This window comes from Bradyrhizobium mercantei (assembly GCF_001982635.1).
GTDB classification, from domain to species: Bacteria; Pseudomonadota; Alphaproteobacteria; order Rhizobiales; family Xanthobacteraceae; genus Bradyrhizobium; species Bradyrhizobium mercantei.
This window is the reverse complement of record NZ_MKFI01000003.1, coordinates 56,753-73,477: the sequence shown is the minus strand read 5'-3', so window position 1 is coordinate 73,477 and position 16,725 is coordinate 56,753. Positions and strand designations below refer to the sequence as shown.

At 65.6% G+C, this 16,725-nt stretch carries 23 protein-coding genes and 1 riboswitch; of the genes, 7 read left to right on the top strand and 16 right to left on the bottom strand.

Annotation, left to right across the window (positions count from 1 at the left end; genetic code table 11):
• Positions 1-47 precede the first annotated feature (47 nt).
• Together cysC and BI327_RS13890 are read left to right on the top strand one after the other, a co-directional pair.
• Complete coding sequence (gene cysC, locus BI327_RS13895; protein WP_076860869.1) at positions 48-1,967, top strand: adenylyl-sulfate kinase; 1,920 nt, start codon at positions 48-50, stop codon at positions 1,965-1,967.
• 259 nt (positions 1,968-2,226) lie between these two features.
• Positions 2,227-4,389 carry a malate synthase G gene (locus BI327_RS13890; RefSeq protein ID WP_076860868.1) on the top strand — a complete coding sequence of 721 codons (2,163 nt, stop codon included), beginning with the start codon at positions 2,227-2,229 and terminating at the stop codon, positions 4,387-4,389.
• Between the two features lie 165 nt (positions 4,390-4,554).
• Here the strand turns inward: BI327_RS13890 and BI327_RS41300 are convergent, their stop codons facing one another.
• The 3 genes from BI327_RS41300 to BI327_RS13880 form a co-directional block, all read right to left on the bottom strand.
• Entirely contained in the window at positions 4,555-4,710 is a 156-nt protein-coding gene (locus BI327_RS41300; RefSeq protein ID WP_021076357.1) for a Thivi_2564 family membrane protein, read from the bottom strand.
• 113 nt (positions 4,711-4,823) lie between these two features.
• The gene (locus BI327_RS13885) at positions 4,824-5,453 is read right to left on the bottom strand and encodes a DUF2865 domain-containing protein (RefSeq protein WP_076860867.1); all 630 of its coding nucleotides are present in this window, start codon (positions 5,451-5,453) and stop codon (positions 4,824-4,826) included.
• A gap of 125 nt (positions 5,454-5,578) precedes the next feature.
• Positions 5,579-6,397, bottom strand: coding sequence for a L,D-transpeptidase (locus tag BI327_RS13880; protein WP_076860866.1), 819 nt, complete (start codon positions 6,395-6,397; stop codon positions 5,579-5,581).
• A 229-nt stretch (positions 6,398-6,626) separates the two neighbouring features.
• On the opposite strand from BI327_RS13880, the gene BI327_RS13870 reads away from it, so the two are divergent.
• From BI327_RS13870 to BI327_RS13860, 3 genes are all read left to right on the top strand, one after another.
• Entirely contained in the window at positions 6,627-7,739 is a 1,113-nt protein-coding gene (locus BI327_RS13870) for an AI-2E family transporter (RefSeq protein ID WP_076860865.1), read from the top strand.
• Positions 7,740-7,815: 76 nt separating this feature from the next.
• Entirely contained in the window at positions 7,816-8,187 is a 372-nt protein-coding gene (locus BI327_RS13865; RefSeq protein ID WP_076860864.1) for a DUF883 family protein, read from the top strand.
• A gap of 129 nt (positions 8,188-8,316) precedes the next feature.
• Positions 8,317-8,769, top strand: a complete 453-nt coding sequence (locus BI327_RS13860; protein WP_076860863.1) for a hypothetical protein — start codon at positions 8,317-8,319, stop codon at positions 8,767-8,769.
• 173 nt (positions 8,770-8,942) lie between these two features.
• Here the strand turns inward: BI327_RS13860 and BI327_RS13855 are convergent, their stop codons facing one another.
• The 6 genes from BI327_RS13855 to BI327_RS13830 all read right to left on the bottom strand — a co-directional run bounded on the left by BI327_RS13855 (position 8,943) and on the right by BI327_RS13830 (position 12,205).
• Entirely contained in the window at positions 8,943-9,338 is a 396-nt protein-coding gene (locus BI327_RS13855; RefSeq protein WP_076860862.1) for a hypothetical protein, read from the bottom strand.
• A gap of 340 nt (positions 9,339-9,678) precedes the next feature.
• Positions 9,679-9,876 carry a hypothetical protein gene (locus BI327_RS13850; RefSeq protein ID WP_076860861.1) on the bottom strand — a complete coding sequence of 66 codons (198 nt, stop codon included), beginning with the start codon at positions 9,874-9,876 and terminating at the stop codon, positions 9,679-9,681.
• 130 nt (positions 9,877-10,006) lie between these two features.
• Positions 10,007-10,186, bottom strand: a complete 180-nt coding sequence (locus BI327_RS13845; RefSeq protein WP_076860860.1) for a hypothetical protein — start codon at positions 10,184-10,186, stop codon at positions 10,007-10,009.
• A gap of 83 nt (positions 10,187-10,269) precedes the next feature.
• The gene (locus BI327_RS13840; RefSeq protein WP_076860859.1) at positions 10,270-11,196 is read right to left on the bottom strand and encodes a DMT family transporter; all 927 of its coding nucleotides are present in this window, start codon (positions 11,194-11,196) and stop codon (positions 10,270-10,272) included.
• A gap of 36 nt (positions 11,197-11,232) precedes the next feature.
• Positions 11,233-11,913 (bottom strand): transglutaminase-like domain-containing protein, encoded by a 681-nt coding sequence (locus BI327_RS13835; protein WP_076860858.1) that lies wholly within the window; start codon positions 11,911-11,913, stop codon positions 11,233-11,235.
• 70 nt (positions 11,914-11,983) lie between these two features.
• Positions 11,984-12,205 carry a hypothetical protein gene (locus tag BI327_RS13830; protein WP_076860857.1) on the bottom strand — a complete coding sequence of 74 codons (222 nt, stop codon included), beginning with the start codon at positions 12,203-12,205 and terminating at the stop codon, positions 11,984-11,986.
• A gap of 169 nt (positions 12,206-12,374) precedes the next feature.
• Here BI327_RS13830 and BI327_RS13825 point away from each other — a divergent pair, with 169 nt between their 5' ends.
• On the top strand, positions 12,375-12,629 hold the full coding sequence (locus BI327_RS13825) for a hypothetical protein (protein ID WP_076860856.1): 255 nt from the start codon (positions 12,375-12,377) through the stop codon (positions 12,627-12,629).
• A 170-nt stretch (positions 12,630-12,799) separates the two neighbouring features.
• On the opposite strand, the gene crcB is transcribed toward BI327_RS13825, so the two are convergent.
• The 4 genes from crcB to BI327_RS42695 all read right to left on the bottom strand — a co-directional run bounded on the left by crcB (position 12,800) and on the right by BI327_RS42695 (position 13,880).
• Positions 12,800-13,186, bottom strand: a complete 387-nt coding sequence (gene crcB / locus BI327_RS13820) for a fluoride efflux transporter CrcB (RefSeq protein WP_076860855.1) — start codon at positions 13,184-13,186, stop codon at positions 12,800-12,802.
• Positions 13,183-13,356 (bottom strand): hypothetical protein, encoded by a 174-nt coding sequence (locus tag BI327_RS42305; RefSeq protein ID WP_159450446.1) that lies wholly within the window; start codon positions 13,354-13,356, stop codon positions 13,183-13,185. The genes crcB and BI327_RS42305 overlap by 4 nt, the downstream gene beginning before the upstream one ends.
• Before the next feature lie 68 nt (positions 13,357-13,424).
• Positions 13,425-13,485: riboswitch (Fluoride riboswitch) on the bottom strand.
• Between the two features lie 61 nt (positions 13,486-13,546).
• Positions 13,547-13,669: a hypothetical protein gene (locus BI327_RS43545; protein WP_283807788.1), complete on the bottom strand. Its 123-nt coding sequence runs from the start codon at positions 13,667-13,669 to the stop codon at positions 13,547-13,549.
• A gap of 37 nt (positions 13,670-13,706) precedes the next feature.
• Positions 13,707-13,880, bottom strand: a complete 174-nt coding sequence (locus tag BI327_RS42695) for a hypothetical protein (RefSeq protein WP_167386875.1) — start codon at positions 13,878-13,880, stop codon at positions 13,707-13,709.
• A gap of 179 nt (positions 13,881-14,059) precedes the next feature.
• Here BI327_RS42695 and BI327_RS13815 point away from each other — a divergent pair, with 179 nt between their 5' ends.
• Entirely contained in the window at positions 14,060-14,302 is a 243-nt protein-coding gene (locus tag BI327_RS13815; RefSeq protein ID WP_076860854.1) for a hypothetical protein, read from the top strand.
• A gap of 26 nt (positions 14,303-14,328) precedes the next feature.
• Here BI327_RS13815 and BI327_RS13810 read toward each other — a convergent pair whose 3' ends face one another.
• The 3 genes from BI327_RS13810 to BI327_RS13800 all read right to left on the bottom strand — a co-directional run bounded on the left by BI327_RS13810 (position 14,329) and on the right by BI327_RS13800 (position 16,711).
• Positions 14,329-14,469, bottom strand: coding sequence for a hypothetical protein (locus BI327_RS13810; RefSeq protein WP_245334805.1), 141 nt, complete (start codon positions 14,467-14,469; stop codon positions 14,329-14,331).
• A 552-nt stretch (positions 14,470-15,021) separates the two neighbouring features.
• Positions 15,022-15,903, bottom strand: a complete 882-nt coding sequence (locus BI327_RS13805) for a DMT family transporter (protein ID WP_076860853.1) — start codon at positions 15,901-15,903, stop codon at positions 15,022-15,024.
• 82 nt (positions 15,904-15,985) lie between these two features.
• Positions 15,986-16,711: a TetR/AcrR family transcriptional regulator gene (locus BI327_RS13800; RefSeq protein ID WP_076860852.1), complete on the bottom strand. Its 726-nt coding sequence runs from the start codon at positions 16,709-16,711 to the stop codon at positions 15,986-15,988.
• Positions 16,712-16,725: the final 14 nt, after the last annotated feature.

Below are 16,725 nucleotides of genomic sequence, written 5' to 3'. Positions count from 1 at the left end.
AACACCCGAAGCAATCAGTTGGCTTTCCACTTCGCGCGAGCGTTCCGATGAACATGATCCTTCCCGCCGCCTCGATCTCGGCAACGCCCAACGGCACGACCCGCCCTCAGGTGCGCATCGTCATCGTCGGCCATGTCGACCACGGCAAGTCCACCCTGGTGGGCCGCCTGCTGCATGAGACCGGCAGCCTGCCGGACGGCAAGCTCGAGATGCTGAAGGCGGTCAGCGCGCGGCGCGGCATGCCGTTCGAATGGTCGTTCCTGCTCGACGCGCTGCAGACCGAGCGCGACCAGGGCATCACCATCGACACCACCCAGATCCGCTTCCGCACCCGCTCGCGCGACGTCGTGCTGATCGACGCGCCCGGCCACGCAGAGTTCTTGCGCAACATGATCACCGGCGCCTCGCAGGCCGACGGCGCGGTCTTGATCATCGACGCGCTCGAAGGCGTCCGCTCGCAGACGCGGCGGCATGGCTATCTCCTGCATCTGCTCGGCGTGAAGCAGGTCGCGGTGGTCGTCAACAAGATGGACCGGGTCGATTTTAGCGCTGCGCGATTCAATGAGATCAGCGAGGAGATTTCGGCACACCTGATCGGTCTCGGCGTGACCCCGACCGCGGTGGTCCCGATCTCCGCGCGCGACGGTGACGGCGTTGCCGAGCACACGCCGCGGATCGAATGGTACAAGGGACCGACCGTGGTCGAGGCGCTCGACGCGCTCGAGCCGGCGCGGCCGCTTGCCGAACTGCCGCTGCGGCTTCCGGTGCAGGCGATCTACAAGTTCGACGACCGCCGCATCGTGGCGGGGCGCGTCGAGTCCGGCAGCCTGAAGGCCGGCGACGAGATCGTCATCATGCCGACCGGCAAGATCGCGAAGATCAAGACGGTCGAGAGCTGGCCGGTAACGCCGGTAAATGGCCCGCAGGGCGCAGGGCGCTCGGTCGGCATCACGCTCGACCGCGAGCTGTTCCTCGAGCGCGGCGACATCATCGGACATGCCGGGCAGAGCCCGCGCGACACCCGCCGCATCCGTGCGCGGATCTTCTGGCTGCACGACAAGCCGCTGACCAAGGGCGAACAGATCCTGATCCGGCTCGGCACCAAGGAAAGCCGCGCCACCGTGGTCGCGATCGAAAAGGCGATCGATCCCGGCGCGCTGTCGAACGAAGAGAACACGGCGATCGCGCGCAACCATGTCGGCGAGATCGACATCTCGCTGGCGCAGCCGGTCGCGACCGATCCCTACACCGACAATCCGCGCACCGGCCGCCTCGTGATCGAGGTCAACGGCCGCATCGCCGGCGGCGGCCTGGTGCTGTCGGTCGACGCCGGACGGCCCGCGGTGCCGGTCGATATCGTGCCGGTGGAATCGGCGCTGCGTGCCGACGAGCGCTCCGCGCGCTACCATCACAATGGCGCGGTGATCTGGCTGACCGGCCTGCCCGGCTCGGGCAAGTCGACGCTGGCGCGGGCGCTGGAACGGCGCCTGTTCGGCAATGGCGGCTCGCCGATCCTGCTCGATGGCGACACGCTGCGCGCGGGCCTCAACAGCGATCTCGGCTTCTCGCCGCAGGATCGTGCCGAGAACATCCGCCGTCTCGCCGAGGTCGCGACCCATCTGGCGCGCAACGGCCATATCGCCATCGTCGCCGCGGTGTCGCCGTCGGCGTCCGACCGTGCGACGGCACGCCGCATCGCCGACAGCGCGTTCCGCGAAATCTATGTCGCGACCCCGGCCGAGGTCTGCGAGACCCGCGATCCCAAGGGCCATTACGCCAAGGCCCGCGCGGGCGCGTTGCAGGGCTTCACCGGCATCGGCAACGATTATCAGCCGCCGAGCGGCAACGAATTGACCATCGACACCTCGAACCGCTCGGTCGCCGACGCCACCGACGCGATCGAGCGGATGCTGACCGAGACCGGCGTCCTGTTCGACGAACTGACCGATCTCGCGGCGAATATCTGAGGCTCCCTGATCTGTCGTCGTCCGGCTCGGCCGGACGACCCAGTATTCCAGAGACATCAGTGCTTGAGCCGAAAGGCCGCGGCGTACTGGATGCCCCGCTTGAAGCGGGGCATGACACCTGAAGGTGGGGTGACAGGGGGCCTTCTCAGAGCCGTGGCTTTAGGGCTAAAAGGTCCGTGAACGCGGCCCTTTGGCGCGTTTTTTGCTGATTTCGTTCGAAACAGCTCCTAAACGCCCCATTTCTTTGAGAAAGCCCATCATGACTCGTGTCGATGCCCATGGATTGAAGATCGCCCCTGTCCTGTTCGATTTCATCGCCAAGGAGGCGACACCGAAAACCGGGATCGCGCCGGACGCGTTCTGGGCAGGACTGGCCGCCATCATCCAGAAGCTCGGCCCGAAGAACCGCGAACTGCTCGCGGTCCGCGACGCGCTGCAGGCCAAGATCGACGACTGGCATCGCGCCAACAAGGGCAAGGCGTTCGACATCAACGCCTACACCGCGTTCCTCAAGGACATCGGCTATCTCTTGCCCGAACCGGCGACCCACAAGGTGGAGACCGCCAATGTCGACGAAGAGATCGGCAAGATCTGCGGCCCGCAGCTCGTGGTGCCGCTGACCAACGCCCGCTACGCGCTGAACGCCGCCAATGCGCGCTGGGGTTCGCTGTACGACGCCTTCTACGGCACCGACGCGATCCCGCATGATCCGAGCGAGAGCGGCAAGGGATACAACAAGGCCCGTGGCGACAAGGTGATCGCGAAGGCCAAGGCGTTCCTCGATGCCGCGGTGCCGCTCGCGACCGGCAGCCACACCGACGTGACGTCGTATGCCGTGATCGCGGGCCAGCTCTCGGTCAAGCTGAAGAGCGGCAACTCGACCGCGCTGAAGAACGGCGCCCAGTTCGCCGGCTATCTCGGCGATGCCGCCCAGCCCACCGCGATCCTGCTCGTCAACAACGGCATGCATGTCGAGGTCAAGATCGACCGCAGCAACGTCATCGGCAAGGATGATCCGGCCGGCGTCGCCGACATGATCCTGGAATCGGCGGTCTCCACCATTCTCGACATGGAAGACTCGGTCGCCGCCGTCGACGCCGAGGACAAGGTGCTGGTCTATCGCAACACGCTCGGCCTGATGAACGGCACGCTGTCGGCCGATTTCGACAAGGGCGGCAAGACGCTGACCCGCTCGCTCAATGCCGACCGCGTCTACAAGAAGCCCGACGGCAGCGAGCTGAAGCTGCACGGCCGCAGCCTGCTGCTGATGCGCAATGTCGGCCACCACATGTTCACCGACGCCGTGCTCGACGCCAAGGGCGAGGAGATTCCGGAAGGCCTGCTGGACGCCGCGGTCGCCGGCCTGCTCGCGATCCACGACCTCAAGGGCAATTCCAAGGTCAGGAACAGCCGCACCGGCTCGGCCTATATCGTCAAGCCGAAGATGCACGGCCCCGACGAGGTGACGCTGACCTGCGACCTGTTCGCCGAGGTCGAGAAGATGCTCGGCCTGCCGGAGAACACGCTGAAGGTCGGCATCATGGACGAGGAGCGCCGCACCACGGTCAACCTCAAGGCCTGCATCCAGCGTGCCTCCAAGCGCATCATGTTCATCAACACCGGCTTCCTCGACCGCACCGGCGACGAGATCCACACCTCGATGGAAGCGGGTCCGATGATCCGCAAGAACGACATGAAGGCCCAGCCGTGGATCAAGGCCTATGAGGACTGGAACGTCGACAACGGCCTGATCGACGGCCTGCCCGGCCATGCCCAGATCGGCAAGGGCATGTGGGCCGCGCCCGACAAGATGGCGGACATGCTGGCTCAGAAGATCGGCCATCCGCAGGCCGGCGCCACCACTGCCTGGGTGCCGTCGCCGACCGCGGCCACGCTGCACGCGCTGCACTACCACCAGGTCAACGTAACAGCCCGGCAGCAGGAGCTCGCCAAGGGCGGGCCGCGCGCCAAGCTTTCCGACATCCTCACCATTCCGGTGTCGCAGTCGAACTGGGCGCCCGACGACGTCAAGCAGGAGATCGACAACAACTGCCAGGGCATTTTGGGTTACGTGGTGCGCTGGATCGACCAGGGCGTCGGCTGCTCCAAGGTGCCCGACATCCACGATGTCGGCCTGATGGAAGACCGCGCCACGCTGCGCATCTCGAGCCAGCATCTGGCGAACTGGCTGCACCAGGGCGTCATCACCAGGGATCAGGTGATGGAGTCGCTGAAGCGGATGGCCGTCGTCGTCGACAAGCAGAATGCCGGCGATGCCCTCTACAAGCCGATGGCACCGTCGTTCGATGGCACAGCCTTCAAGGCGGCCTGCGACCTCGTGTTCGAGGGACGTACGCAGCCGAACGGCTACACCGAATACATCCTCACCGCGCGCCGCCGCGAGGCCAAGGCCGCCGGCTGATCCGCTACCACTGCGACAAGCAAAAGCCCCGGCGATGAGCCGGGGCTTTTTTGTTGGAGATGCACTGCTGCATCCACGTCATTGCGAGGAGCGAAGCGACGAAGCAATCCACCTCTCTACTCGCGCGGTGAGATGGATTGCTTCGCTTCGCTCGCAATGACGGACCTAAAACACCGCCAGATACTTCAGCAGCGAGACGATGCCGATGATGATGACGACGACACGCGCGATCTGCTTGGCACGGCCGTCGAGCGGCAGCATGTTGATGAGATAGAGAACCAGAATAATAACAAGGAAAGTGACGAGTACGCCGACGAGCATGCGGGGCCCCCTGATGGCATCGGTGAATGTGCTGTTCGCACGGACCTAACGTGCAGGAGGGAAGCCGGTTCCGGACTCCGGAACCGAAAGTGGCTTGCCTTGCGTAAGCGACGCTACTCGCGCGCCAGCACCGGCGGCCGCTGATATTTGGCGCGGATGCGATCCGGCGCCGGCGTGAAATTGAGAGACGCACCGCGCCGGTCCGGGCGGCCGACCGACATCAACCCGTCCTTGCCGGCGACGATGTCGCCCTTGCGCAAGGTCGGATCGTCCTCGATCTTCACCGCGGCGAGCCCGACCGGGTCCTTGCCGTTGCAGGTGCAGCCCGCAACGATCTCGTCACGATAGCGGAATGCGTTCGGCAGTTCGGAATAGGGTTGGCCGTCTTCCGTCGCGGCGTTGTCGATGTTGCCGCCATAGACCACCTCGGTCGCGCTCGCCGGGCAGAAACTGTTGCAGATCTCTGCCTTGCTCTGGTTGCCGGTCGCAGCCAGCGGGAAATAGCGCCCGTCGCAGCTGCGCACGCAATAGGCCTGGCCGACGTCATAGCGCGCACGGCGCTCGACCCGCGGCGCCATCGGCGGGCCGTCGTCGAACGGTATGCGGATCACCGGCGGACGGCCGTGCATGAAGCCGCCGAACAGTTGCGAGAAGAAGTCCTGGGCTTGCGCCGCGGGCGCAAGGGACAGGCCGAGCAAGGCCGCCGTCCCGAACGCCCACCGCCTCACGTATCGCGTCACCATCACCGACCCTCAGTCCAACGCCGATCCCTGGAACCCCGTTCTGATTCAATCGGAACGGGGCTCCAGATTCTTGTTCTGACGCGTTTTCTTCACGCGAACCGGTATCCACTTCGCTGGAAAACGCTCTAGTACAACGAGGAACCCGCCGGAATGTTCATCGCCTGACGGCCGGACGGCAGCGTCATCACCGCGGGGCGCGGCCGCACCTGGGCCGGGCGGACCGAGATCTGGGTCGTGGTCGGGCCGAGCTCGCGCGCGGCAAGATGCGGCGCATTCTTCGGCAGCACCACGACCTTGGTGCCGACATCGACCCGGCTGAACAGGTCGGAGACGTCTTCATTGGTCAGGCGGATGCAGCCCGACGACACGAACTTGCCGATCGTTGTGGGATCGTTGGTGCCGTGGATCCGGTACTCGCTGGAGCCGAGATACATCGCGCGGGCGCCGAGCGGATTGCCCGGGCCGCCGGCCATGAAGCGCGGCAGATAGGGCTGGCGCTTGATCATCTCGGCCGGCGGATGCCAGTCCGGCCACTCGGCCTTGCGGCTGATCGTCTGGGTGCCTGCCCAGGTGAAGCCCTCGCGGCCGACGCCGACCCCGTAACGGATCGCCCGGCCGCCGCCCAGCACGTAATAGAGCGCGGTGTTGCCGGTATCGATGATGATCGTGCCGGGCGCTTCCGACGTGTTGAGGGCGACGGTGGTGCGGCGCAGCCGCTCCGGCAGCGCGCCGTCCTCGGTGGCTCCGGTCGAGGGATCGTTCATCACCTCGTCGGACGGGAATCCGCCGGGCTGTGCCGACGCATAGCCAAGCACCTGCGCGCTGGCCGACGTGGTGACAATGAACGGCGTCACGAACAGGACGCTGGCGAAGGCAAGAGTGCGGGCATGGGTGCGCGCGGCGCGCGACGCAAGCCGGCGGCTGAAAAGAGACTGCTCTGTCATGTGCTGCCCCTGAACGGGATGCGCATCGTGGTGATGCGATGCCAACCAACGCACATGATCGCAAATCAGTTCCGGCGCGAATCGTCGCGAAGTCGCGACTGTCAACCCGCCAGGTCTCACGAACCCGCGATGGAACCTTTTGCCGGGGCAGGCCGTTGTCACCCACAATTTGACGCGCGGGGCGACCTCGCAGCGCGAAATTCATTTGTCCTCGTGCGGGAGGAGTCTGGTGCGCGCCTTTCCGAGTGAAATTCTGCTTGGCAATGCGCCCGAAGGCACGCCCGTCCCCGACAGCAAAGCCGAACTGCCGCCCGTGATCCGACGCGCCGAGGTCGTTGCCTTCGCGCTGGTCGCGCTGCTCGTCATCGTCATCGTCGCGGTGCTCTATCTGGCGCGGGCCTTCTTCCTGCCGATCACCATGGCCTTCATTGTCGGCACCATGCTGTCGCCAGCGGCGAGCCTGCTCGAGCGCTACCGGATTCCGCGCGCACTGGGCGCCGTGCTGATCGTGATCGCGGTCGGCGCCGCCGTGACCTTCATGGTCGGACTGATTGCCTCGCCGGTGATGGAGTGGAGCTCGCGGCTGCCCGAGCTCGGCGCGATCCTGAAGGACAAGCTGCACGTGTTCGACCGGCCGCTCGCACTGTGGCAGGAATTGCAGAGCATGGTCGGCGGCTCCGACACGCTCGCCACCCTTCAGCTGCCGAAATTCGAATGGGTGCAGCCGACGCTGGAATTCCTGTCGCCGACCTTCGCCGAATTCCTGCTGTTCGTCGCCACCCTGATCCTGTTCATCGCGAGCTGGAAGGATCTGCGCCGCGCGCTGGTGATGACCTTCAGCGAACGCGCGGCGCGGCTGCGCACGCTGCGCATCCTCAACGAGATCGAGACCCATCTCGGCAACTACCTGCTGACGGTGACGATGATCAATATCGGCGTCGGCATCATCACCGGCGCGATCTGCGCCGCGACCGGCATGCCCAATCCGGCCGGGCTCGGCGCGCTCGCCGCGACGCTGAACTTCATTCCGATCATCGGCCCGGTCGCGATGTTCGTGGTGCTGGTTGCGGTCGGCATCATTTCGTCGCCGACGATCGGCGCCGGGCTGATCGCGCCGGCCTGCTTTACGGTCGTGACCTTCATGGAAGGGCATTTCGTCACGCCGACGATCGTCGGCCGCCGGCTGTCGCTGAATGCGCTCGCCGTCTTCCTCGCGCTCGCGTTCTGGACCTGGCTGTGGGGCCCGATGGGCGCCTTCCTGTCGTCGCCGCTGTTGATCGTTGGACTGATCGTCAAGGAGCATTTGATGCCCGACAATTCGCCGCAGCTGCCGGAAGGCTAACCACGGTTTCGTATCTGGAACTTTGGCTGCTGCGAGGCGTTTTTCCCGCAACACGCGAATTATCCGGGAGCTTTCGATGTCGGGCACGGACAGCGCATTTGGGATCAAGAACATGACGGACAAAGCGACCTACGAACGCCTCGAAAAGGATGTCACTGCCGTGAAGAACGATATCGCAGCCCTGACCGAACAGATCACCGACGCACTCAACGCATTTGCGAACAACGCCGGCAAGCAGGCGCGGCGCCACTACAAGGATGCGCGCGCCAACGCGGAATCGACCATCGACGACATGTCCGAGCGCGGCAGCGCGATGATGGGCGCGGCGCAGGAGGCGGCGTCCTCGATCGAGGAATCGCTCGAAGAGGTGATCACGCAGCGGCCTCTGGCGACCGTCGGCCTTGCGCTCGGCCTCGGCTTCCTGATCGGCGTCACCTGGCGGCGCTAGTCGGCCAGCCATTCCAGCGGATGAGGCCCAAGATGGCAGTCATGCGCAGATCACGGTTCTGGACGCGATGGCAACGCTGGCGCGCTGCCACCTCGTTTGTCGACGCGCTCTTCAAGGCAAGGCGGGGCAATGCTTCAGCGGCTGATCGATGACGTCAAGGAATCCACCGGCAACGCGCTGCGGCTGTCGTCGCTTGCGGCCGCGGCTGCGATCGCGCTGTTCGTCACCATCGCCTTCCTGTGCGCGGCCGCCTTCATCTCGGTGCTGCGGCACTATGGACCGGTGGAGGCGTGCCTCGCCGGCGCCGCGCTGTTCCTCGTCGTCACGTTGACCGTCGTTGCCGTCTACACGGCGCGCAAGCGCGAGATGCAGCGGCGCGCGGAGAAAGCGGCCAAGGCCGCGAAATCGGCGGCGGCAACCATGTTCGCGGATCCAGCCTTGATCGCCACCGGCTTGCAGATCGTCCGCGCCGTCGGCGTGAAGCGGCTGGTCCCGATCCTGCTGGTCGGTGGCCTGGCGCTCGGCCTGATGGCCAGCCGCGGCGCGGCGAGCAGCCGCAGCGAGGCTGAAGAGGAAGAATAGCCTGCGCTATCTGGGCAAAGTGCAACCCACGCCCACCATGTCATCGCCCGGCTTGACCGGGCGATCCAGTACGCCGCGGCCCATCGGTCTAATCACAGCCGTCTCTGGAATACTGGATCGCCCGGTCAAGCCGGGCGATCCAGTGTTACTCGTTGAGATGGCGTTCAGCCGCCTCAGGTCACGCAGCGGCCGGGTTGCAGCAGCTTGGCCACTTCGGTCAGGACGCTGACCACAGGCTCGCAGGCGACCTTGCGGGTGTCGCCGGGCCGCGCCCGGGCGGGCGCTGCGGGATGATTGCGGACTTCGGCCTTCACGACGGGAACGCGGACCAGAACCGACGTCTCGGGAAGCTGCTCGAGCTTCAGCGCGACGGTCCGGCTCGGCTGGCCGGCGGCTGCCGGAACCGCGGCACGGTCGGCCTTGGCGGCACGATTGACCGCGCTCTCCGGCGCCAATTGGGTGGTGACCTGCTGGCCGCCAATGAGATCGTGGCCGGATGCCAGCTGGACCGCGCCAAGCGTCAGTCCAATCGCCAACGCAGCGAAAATTCCCTGTTGAATCTTTGACATGGTGATGTCCCTCGCCCCATGGAAATTCGCTTAACAATCCCTTGGCGATCACGGACACAACGCGAACGAAACCTGTGGGGTTCTCGCGTCCGGCCATCACTTAACCGTGTACGAAAAAATTTCGACTCGCGCGGAACGAGTCCGGGGGTCTGCGAGTCATTGCCAGAGCCGGTTATTCCCCCTGCCCCATTGACCGGCGACGTAGGGCGCGACCGTGGTGATGCCGGTCGCGCCCTGCTCTTTTCGGCGGTGCTTTCTTTGGGGCGTGCCGCAGACAATGCGTCAGCCGGCCTGTCACTCACCTGTCGCATTGGATGTCAGACGGCGGCGACCATCGGCGTCACGCATTGTCGCGCGATGGCATGTCTGCCTGCATGTCCTGGGATCGGACAACCGTCACTTCGCGGCATGACGGGCAACGACCGACGTAGAACTTGATTCCGGTGGTCTGATCGTCGACGAGCATCAGTTCGCTCAAGGGCTCGCCGCATTTGCAGATAACCGTTTTTGTATCGGCTGTCTTATCGGCAAAATACATCTGATGTCCTCCAAGTCTGGAGATTTCATCTCGTCATTGGGGCGAGCCCGCTTGCGCCGCGCTCGCCCCTCGCTTCCGCTCCTTCTCGGTCCGTCAGATCCGGCCAACCCGGACGGTGGCTCTCCGGCTGTTATTTTGAGGCGGTCTGCGCCCGGTCCTGCGCGGCCTCGCGCGCCTGCCGCTCGGCCTTGAGGCGCTGGAAATTGTCGTAGAAGGCCTTCTCGTTGGCGCGATGCTCCTTCATCGCCTGCGACGCCTCTTGCTGACGTTGCTCGTCACGGACCTTGCGCTGCTGGGGAGTCAAATTCATACGGCACTCCGATAAGCTATTGAATCGACGCTGGATTCAACGCACGAGGCCGGAAAAGGTTGCAGCTTGGGAGGGAACTGGATCTATTTGCGCAGGCTGGCCCAGACGCCGCCGAGGATCAGCAGGCCGCCGACCAGGTGGATCAGCTTCGGCGGTTCGCCAAGGATGATCCAGGACAGCAGCGCGCTTGCGATCGGCGCGACATAGAGCACCAGCGACGTCCGCACCGAGCCGAACCGTGCGCCGAGCCAGGCGAAGCCGGCGTAGGCGGCGAGACCGGGCACCAGGCCGGCGAAGACATAGGCCTCGATCGCCCTGGCGTTGAACACCGCGGCTGGCATCGTCCACATCTCCTGCAGCGCCGGCGGCAGCGAGCACAGCGCGCCGGCCGCCGAGAACAGGCTGACCCGCGCCAGCAGCGAGGCACGCGGCGCGACGCGCGATTGCACCAGCGTGTAGCCGGACCAGCCGAGCATCGCGCCGACCACCAGCAGATCGCCCCAGGCCGCGCCCGATTGCATCAGCGTTTCCGGATGGCCGCCGGAGACGATCAGCAGCGCGCCGGCGAGCGCCAGCGCGGTCCCGAGCCATTGCAGCGGCCCGATATGCTCGATGCCGAGCGCGGCCGAGATCAGCAGCACCATGATCGGCGACAGCGCGAAGATCAGCGCGATATGGATCGCGGTGGTGGTGATGCCGGCGATATAGACCGGGCCGCCGCACAGGAACATGCCGAGGAAGCCCGCGGCGAGGATCGGCCAGAGGTTCTGCGCCAGCGGGATCTTGCCGTCGCGGATCGCCGCGATCGCGAACGGCGCCAGCCCGATCGCGATGATGCTCCAGCGAAACAAGGCCAGCGAGAACGGCGGCACCGAGCCGGCAAGGCCGCGCGCCAGCACCTGGTTGGAGGCCTGCCCGACCGCGACCAGGATGAAGCCGGTCAGCGCGACCGCGTCCTCCCAGCCCGTCGCCGGGCGGCCGCGAGGCGCTTTCGGCAGCTCCGCATCCATGACACCGCCCCCCTCAAGCCGGTGCGCCGCGGCGCGCTACTGCTCCGCCGCCTCCCGCTCCATGTCGCGGCCGGACAGATCCTCGCCGTGCATATTGGCGTATTCGCGCGCCATCTCGCGCATCAGGAATTTGGCGGGCACGTCGTGATAGGTGCCGTGGTCGTTGACATACTGCATGTAGGCGCGGCCTTCGCCGTCGAACGGGTGCAGCAGCGCATCCGAATGGCCGTCGAAATCGAGCGGCTTGACGCCGAGCTTGGCGCACAGCGTGTCGTTGAAGGTCGGGGTCGCCTTGCGCCAGGCGCCGTCGACGAACACTTCGGTGAAGCCGTGCCAGGTGAACAGGTCGGAGCCCATGCTCTGGCGCAGCTTCTCGGTGGTGAGATGGTTGCGGACATCGGCGAAGCCGACCCGGGCCGGGATGCCGTGGACCCGGCAGGCCGCCGCATAGAGCGCTGCCTTGCCGACGCAATAGCCGTTGCCGGCGGCGAGCACGCTGGAGGCCCGGTAGCTCTCCGCCGAGCGCATGCTGACATAGGGATTGTAGCGGATGCCGTCGCGCACCGCGGTGTAGAGCCGGCTCGCCTTCTCGCGGTCGCTGGCGTTAGCCGGCACGGCGGCGCGGGCGAACGCCACGACGGCGGGATGGTCGCTGTCGACATAGTCGCCGGGATCGGTGTAGAGGCGGCTGATCGTGTCAGAGAGATGCTCGGTCATGGCGCGAGCTTAGCAAGCCATCGGTGCAGTTCAATGCGGCTGACGCAGCCCTGCCCCGCCGGCGTCCCGGTTAGTTCCTGAAGCGTTCGTCCCATTGCGGCGGCTGGTAGCTGCGCCGCTTCGCCTTGAAATATTCGCGCGCGAAATGGATGCCGATCCCGATCAGGAACGGCGGGGCGAGCGCGGCTGCGATCATCAGCGCGGTGATCGACTTCGGCGTCAGGATGTCCAGCACCATCGACGCCAGCAGCCACAGCGTGGCAGCAATCACCGCGACGTCGACGTGCTTCATTCCCGGGGCTTTCCTTGATCTCTCGTCACCATCCGGGTTCCATCCTACCGGCTGGTCCGGCACGCGCCAAGGATTCCGGCGGCAGCCGATACCTCCGGCCCTTCACTTTTTTGGAACGGCGGCCGCGCGGGCAATGTTGGTCCGGAGCAAACCGAACCCGGAGGCCGCGATGGGCAACTCCAGTGACATCCATAACGGCGTCGACCATCCCGCCAGCCAGAACGGCGTCAATGACCCCGTCGGCGGGGTCGACGTGAAGCGGACGTTCAACGACAACCAGACGCCCCACGAACGCGCGCAATGGGCCGCCGATGTGCGCACCGACGCCTCGCCCGGGCGTGGCGAGGCATTCCTGCCCGAGGCGCTGCGGCGGCCGCCCACGTCGCCGATCAACCCGCGCACCGGCCGCCATCCGACCGACTAAGTAGGGTCGCTGCCAAAATATCGAAAACAACCCCATGCAAAGGAGCCGGCGGCGGTCGCAGCTAAGGGTCGACGGCCACCAGCCGGGCCGTGCATCCTTCGAGACGCGGCCAAGAGGCCGCTCCTCCAGCGACAAAGGCAAAGCCTTTGCGCGGGGATGACGGCTGACCATCAGGCCGCGAACGCCCGCACCAGCAGCAGGCCGCCGAACAGCGCGAGGATCGAGAGCGCGACGGAGGCCGCGATGTAGGCTCCCGCCGACCATAGCTCGCCGCGCTGCATCAGCACGATCGCGTCGAGCGAAAAGGTCGAGAAGGTGGTGAAGCCGCCGCAGATGCCGACGGTGAGAAACACCCGCACCGCCTGGCTGACATTCCAGCTCAGCGCGAAGGACTCCGCGAACACCCCGATCAGGAACGAGCCCACGATATTGATCACGAGCGTGCCCCAGGGGAACTCGGTGCCGACCAGGCGCCCCGCGCCGATCGCCACCAGATAGCGCGCGACCGATCCCAGCGAACCGCCGATCGCGACCGCCGCCAACAATTGAACGTTCAAGATTCCGCCTTTCCGGCTCGCCACTCGGCGATGCCGACCAGCGTCCCAACGACAAAAGTCGCGGCCACCAGCTCGCCCGGCGCGTCGACCAATAGGGCGACGACGCCGACGAGCCAGATCGACCCGACCAGCGACAATGCGATTGAGAGTGAACCAGGAAGACCCGTCATGCTCTGCCCCTTCTCGTTCGCGGGGCACGGCAGATCGGCGGTGGCGCATGCTCCTACCGACGCTGTCGCGCCCGGTAGGAGTCATCAGCCTTGCGGCGGTTATCGGGGGACTCCATCCCCATCAAGGTGGGAATGGTAGGCGAGCAAAACGGCGGGAGCAAGTGGGCGCTCCCGCCGCTTGGTTGTCGAGTTACTCGCTCATCGACAGCATCGCGTTCAGCTCGACGGCTGTCTTCAACTGCTCGATCCGCGCGGCGACCTGCTCACGCTCGGCGCCGCGCGGCAGCAGCGCGAGCTGGCTTTCGAGCCGCACCCGATGTTCCTCGAGGCGCTGCTCGAAGGTGTGGGGCTCAGATCGCTTCCGTCGTTGAATCGTCCTCTCCATCGTCCATCCTTGGCGGTTGCAGACCGGGACTATTGGCCCAGCGGTCCAGTTGATCGATGACCCGAGCGTGGCTCGGGCGCCGCGGTTCCGGCGCTTGCGGCTCCTCGGATAATTTGCGGGGCAGCTTGACGTTGGTCATGGCATCTCTCCCGCAACATAACGAAACGGGCGGCCCGATCGTTCCTCAATTTTTTCAATAAGCCATTGATTTCATTTAATAAATTTACTCAATCGACGTTTTTATCTCAAGCGGCGGAACCGGATGCGAGTTGGTTCGTTTAGCAAATTACTCATTGAGCTAAGTCTGGGTGTATTGCGATGAATGAGTTACGCGCAGAGCGCCTCCAGGTCATGCTGTCGCCGGAGGAATTGGCTGCTCTCGATGATTTCCGCTTCAAGCACCGCATGCCGACCCGCGCCGCGGCGGTCCGCGAGCTGCTCAAGCTCGGTCTCGCCGGCGTCGGCACCGATGGTGCGGCGGGGGTGAAATCCAGCGATTACGGGGTGTTCGATCGCGGGCCCGATGGGCACACGCAGATGGATGCGCCGCCCGAAGAGTGACGGCGCATTGGCGCCGATGTGGCCGCTCAGCCGCCGACGAAGAGGTCGACGACCACTTTCAGGGTGCAGACCACGAGCGCCGACGTGAACATCGCCGTACCGAGATCTGCGAGATAAAGCAGCTGCGCCTTCTGCTCCGCATCAAGCCGCGCGATCGCCTTGCGCATGGCCAAGCTCCCTTTTCAGGAGAACGCGATGCGCCGATCTCCGTTCCTTCGGCCGCCGTCCCGGACCGGACGCCGGCTCACATCACGCGATTGCAAAGTCAGCCCCTGCGCAAGAGGAGAAGCAATAGCTCTGAGCTTCCCAAAGAAGCGGCCCCAGCGAGGGGGCACAAGCTGAGGCCGCGCAGTTGCACTTTGGTGGTCCCGATACTGCCCGGCAGGGTGCAGCACCCGAACGCAAGCACAACTCGGCGCGCGCCGCGCCCGTTCCTAAATGGAAAACGGCCCCAGCTGCCAGGCGCTAGCTGAGGCCGTTCTGTATTCCCATTCTCACGCCGAACCGCCGCTTGCCGATAATAGACGGCCCCTTCTGGGCTCGTAATTTGATCTTGATGAAATAGCCCTGCCCAGTGACCGGGATGATTCGCGATGGGCGCCTGTTCCAGAAATCACATGTGTGAATCGCGCTCTAATTATTTGCAGGGATTTCCCCGATACGGGTGAGTATCCTGATCTCCCGAAGCGAGTGTCATAACCAGGACAGCATGCAAGGCTTCAGGCCCGCTGCAGCGCCAGCGTCACGCCGCCGAGCGTCAGCGCCATGGCGCCGATCTCGCGCAGCCCCAAAGGCTCGCCGAGGATGATCGCGGCCGACACCACGCCGATCACCGGCACCAGCAGCATCCCCGTCGACGCCGAGGTCGGCGGCAGGCGGCGCAGCGTCTCGAACCAGGTGAGATAGCAGATGCCCATCGGCATCAGCGTCATGTAGGCGAAGCAGCCGAGGCCGAGCGGCGTGATCGCCGTGTAGTTCGGATGCTCGAACAGAACGCCGAGCAGCAGCATCACGAGACAGCCGATGCCGACCTGCCAGGCGACCACCGCGAGCGGCGGCATCGGCAGCGGCTTGCGGTTCAGCACATTGCCGAGCGCGAACAGGATGGCGCAGGCGAGCGCCAGCGCAATGCCGGTGAGCTTGCCGGCGCTGAACGCAAAGCCGCCCCCGCCGAGCAGGAGCGCAACGCCGGCGACGCCGAGCACCAGCGCGGCCAGGTCCCGCAATGTCGGGCGGCTGTGCAGCACCGGCCAGGCGAACAGCATCACCCAGATCGGCATCGTGTAGGCGAGCAGCGCGCCCTCGCCGACCGTGACGAATTTCATCGCGATGGTGCCAAAACCCATCCAGGCGAAGACATTGGTGAAGGAGGCGAACAACAGCCGCGGGATCGCCTCGCGCGGCACGGCGAGCGACTGGCCGCGGGCGAGTGCCAGCGAGCCCAGGATCACCGCCGCGCAGGTCCCGGCAAGTCCGCGCGCGAACAGCGGCGACCATTGCTGCAACAGCAGCTTCATCAATGGCCAGTTCAGGGCCCAGCCGAACGCCGTGACCACCAGGCAGAGAAAGCCGATCGTTCGGTCGCGTTGCGTCGTGTCCATCGGCCGCGCTTAGCAGGCGGCGGCACGCGATTCCACCGCGCATCGCGCATGCCGCATCGCCTGGCCCATGCATGCCACCCTGTCAGGCAAAGGTGCCGGTCGTGATCCTCGGCCAGCCCTCGCTGTTCCGTGCGACGGCAAGTCTGGCCGTCCAGGCATCGATCAGGCTCGCGACCAGCAGCCGGCCGGTGCCGCGCATGTCGGGAAGTTTCATGGTCGGCGTGCCGAGCGTCAGCGCAACCACGCCATGGATTGCCGCAAGCAGCGCGGTCGCGAGCCGCTGCGGCAGGCCCGGCGCAGGTTCGGCGCCATGCGCCGCCAGATACTCCCGCACCGAGACCACGAACAGCTCATAGCTGCGGCGCGCGATCTCGGTCTCGCCGAAATAGACGCCATCGGGAAAGCGGCGGTCCTCGACCGTGCCGGACATCGAGAACAGCGAGCGGAAATGATCGGGATTGTCGGCCCAGTAATCGAGATAGGTTTCCATCACCCGCCGCAGCCGCAGATCGCTGTCGGCCGTCTGGGCGCGCACCCGCTCGAGCTGGGCGGCAACCGCCTCGAGATTCTGCTGCTTCACCGCGAGCAGCAGCAACAGCTTGGTCGGATAGTATTTGAGGACGGTGCCCTTGGAGTAGCCGATCGCGTCGGCGATCTTCTGGATCGAAACGGTCTCGAGCGTGCCGGCGGCGAACTCCTTGCGCGCGGTCTCGAGGATCAGCGCCTTCAACGCCTCCTTGTCGGCCTCCTGGCGCGCCCGGCGCTGAAAGCGCCGCGCCCCCTTGCTGGATCGCTCCTCGATCGACATGGCCGTCTCCTAAA

Bases quoted from the DNA above. Each gene is read 5' to 3' on its own strand.
- BI327_RS13835 (WP_076860858.1), bottom strand. From the start codon at position 11,913: ATGACCGAGCATCTCTCTGACACGATCAGCCGCCTCTACACCGATCCC.
- BI327_RS13810 (WP_245334805.1), bottom strand. From the start codon at position 14,469: ATGCGCAAGGCGATCGCGCGGCTTGATGCGGAGCAGAAGGCGCAGCTG.
- BI327_RS13860 (WP_076860863.1), top strand. From the start codon at position 8,317: ATGCTTCAGCGGCTGATCGATGACGTCAAGGAATCCACCGGCAACGCG.
- BI327_RS13805 (WP_076860853.1), bottom strand. From the start codon at position 15,903: ATGGACACGACGCAACGCGACCGAACGATCGGCTTTCTCTGCCTGGTG.
- BI327_RS13800 (WP_076860852.1), bottom strand. From the start codon at position 16,711: ATGTCGATCGAGGAGCGATCCAGCAAGGGGGCGCGGCGCTTTCAGCGC.
- BI327_RS13825 (WP_076860856.1), top strand. From the start codon at position 12,375: ATGGGCAACTCCAGTGACATCCATAACGGCGTCGACCATCCCGCCAGC.
- BI327_RS42695 (WP_167386875.1), bottom strand. From the start codon at position 13,880: ATGACCAACGTCAAGCTGCCCCGCAAATTATCCGAGGAGCCGCAAGCG.
- BI327_RS41300 (WP_021076357.1), bottom strand. From the start codon at position 4,710: ATGCTCGTCGGCGTACTCGTCACTTTCCTTGTTATTATTCTGGTTCTC.
- BI327_RS13850 (WP_076860861.1), bottom strand. From the start codon at position 9,876: ATGTATTTTGCCGATAAGACAGCCGATACAAAAACGGTTATCTGCAAA.
- BI327_RS13880 (WP_076860866.1), bottom strand. From the start codon at position 6,397: ATGACAGAGCAGTCTCTTTTCAGCCGCCGGCTTGCGTCGCGCGCCGCG.
- BI327_RS13865 (WP_076860864.1), top strand. From the start codon at position 7,816: ATGTCGGGCACGGACAGCGCATTTGGGATCAAGAACATGACGGACAAA.
- BI327_RS13855 (WP_076860862.1), bottom strand. From the start codon at position 9,338: ATGTCAAAGATTCAACAGGGAATTTTCGCTGCGTTGGCGATTGGACTG.
- BI327_RS13815 (WP_076860854.1), top strand. From the start codon at position 14,060: ATGAATGAGTTACGCGCAGAGCGCCTCCAGGTCATGCTGTCGCCGGAG.
- BI327_RS13845 (WP_076860860.1), bottom strand. From the start codon at position 10,186: ATGAATTTGACTCCCCAGCAGCGCAAGGTCCGTGACGAGCAACGTCAG.
- BI327_RS13840 (WP_076860859.1), bottom strand. From the start codon at position 11,196: ATGGATGCGGAGCTGCCGAAAGCGCCTCGCGGCCGCCCGGCGACGGGC.
- BI327_RS13885 (WP_076860867.1), bottom strand. From the start codon at position 5,453: ATGGTGACGCGATACGTGAGGCGGTGGGCGTTCGGGACGGCGGCCTTG.
- BI327_RS42305 (WP_159450446.1), bottom strand. From the start codon at position 13,356: ATGACGGGTCTTCCTGGTTCACTCTCAATCGCATTGTCGCTGGTCGGG.
- BI327_RS13890 (WP_076860868.1), top strand. From the start codon at position 2,227: ATGACTCGTGTCGATGCCCATGGATTGAAGATCGCCCCTGTCCTGTTC.
- cysC (WP_076860869.1), top strand. From the start codon at position 48: ATGAACATGATCCTTCCCGCCGCCTCGATCTCGGCAACGCCCAACGGC.
- BI327_RS13830 (WP_076860857.1), bottom strand. From the start codon at position 12,205: ATGAAGCACGTCGACGTCGCGGTGATTGCTGCCACGCTGTGGCTGCTG.